This is a genomic window from Salinicola avicenniae, from assembly GCF_023736115.1.
GTDB lineage: Bacteria > Pseudomonadota > Gammaproteobacteria > Pseudomonadales > Halomonadaceae > Salinicola > Salinicola avicenniae.
In genome coordinates this window covers 1-1154 of the sequence record NZ_JAKQZC010000011.1, presented here as the reverse complement: position 1 = coordinate 1154, position 1154 = coordinate 1, and the positions used below count along the sequence as shown (strand labels likewise).

Sequence of the window (1154 nt, the reverse complement as noted above, 5' to 3'; positions counted from 1 at the left end):
TTTGGCGGCGTCGAGCTGCGGCTGCAGGCTGCCCGGCAGGGCCTTGAGCTGGGCGGAGACGGGCAGGGCGTTCTCAGCGTGGACAGTGACGCCGAGGAGCAGGAACTGACGCTCGGCTTCGCCGCCGCTGTCGTGCTGCGAGTGCTGGACGAGCTCGAACCAGCGCCCGGCCTGAAGCTGACGCGCACCACCGCTGCCGCGGAAGCGCTTGGCGCGGGACTCGTGGGCTTCCAGGCGGTTCTCGGTGAGGCGTTCGCCGCGCTCGTAGCCATAGTAGTAATACTCGCCGGCGTAGTCGTAGAGCTCGGTAGCGGGCAGGTTGCCCTGATCGCTCAGGGTATCGAGCCCTGTGCGCTTGGAAAGCCCAGGCTGCTTGTAGTCGAAGGTGCCGACGCTGACGCGCGTCGGCTGCTGGGTGCGCACGCCGCCCCACTGGTTGAGGGCGTCTTCCGTCTCGGTCGCCGCCTGGCGATGAAAGCGGATCGATTGCGGGCCGACGGGGCGGGTGGTGTCGACGTCGTCGGTGATGACGAGGCGATGGCCATCGAAGGACTGACGGTCTTGGCCGTTGCCGGAGGCTTCCCCGTCGCCACCGGCTTCGTTACCGGCATATTCGAAGTAGTACCAGAGTCCCTCTTCCTCCATCAGGCGACTGACGAAGTTGAGATCGCTCTCGCGGTACTGCACGCAGTAGCTACGGGCCGGGTAGTCGCGACGCAGATCGAAGCGGTAGCGGCCCTTGGCGAGTTCATGATCGTCGAACACGTCGGTGAGGACATCGACCACCGAACGGTCCTGGAAGATCCGGCTATCACGACCGAGTTCGAGCATCGCAAGCCACGGCACCAGCGTGAGCTGGTAGTAGGTGACCCCGCCGTCCTCGCCCAAGAGCGCCGCCTCGGCGACCAAGCCGTGCAGACGGCGGTAACTGCCGTCGGCCTGGCGGATCGACAGGCTGGCGGGCTGCGCCATCAGCGTCTTGAGTGCGATGTCGCCCTGCTGGGAGATGCAGTCGAGGGTATAGCGGAAAGGCGCGCTGACGCGCTCCTCGCCGACCAGCCGGTGCGGGATCAGTGACGCCCCGGCGAGCTCGAGCGTCAGCAGGCGCTCGGTCTGCGACAGGTCGATGTCGAAAGTATCCAGCAGGTTGTCGA

At 66.4% G+C, this 1154-nt stretch carries 1 protein-coding gene; it reads right to left on the bottom strand.

What is annotated here, in order from left to right:
* Positions 1-1154 (bottom strand): type VI secretion system Vgr family protein (locus MC381_RS18230; RefSeq protein WP_319022852.1); only part of this gene is annotated, 1154 nt, incomplete at both ends.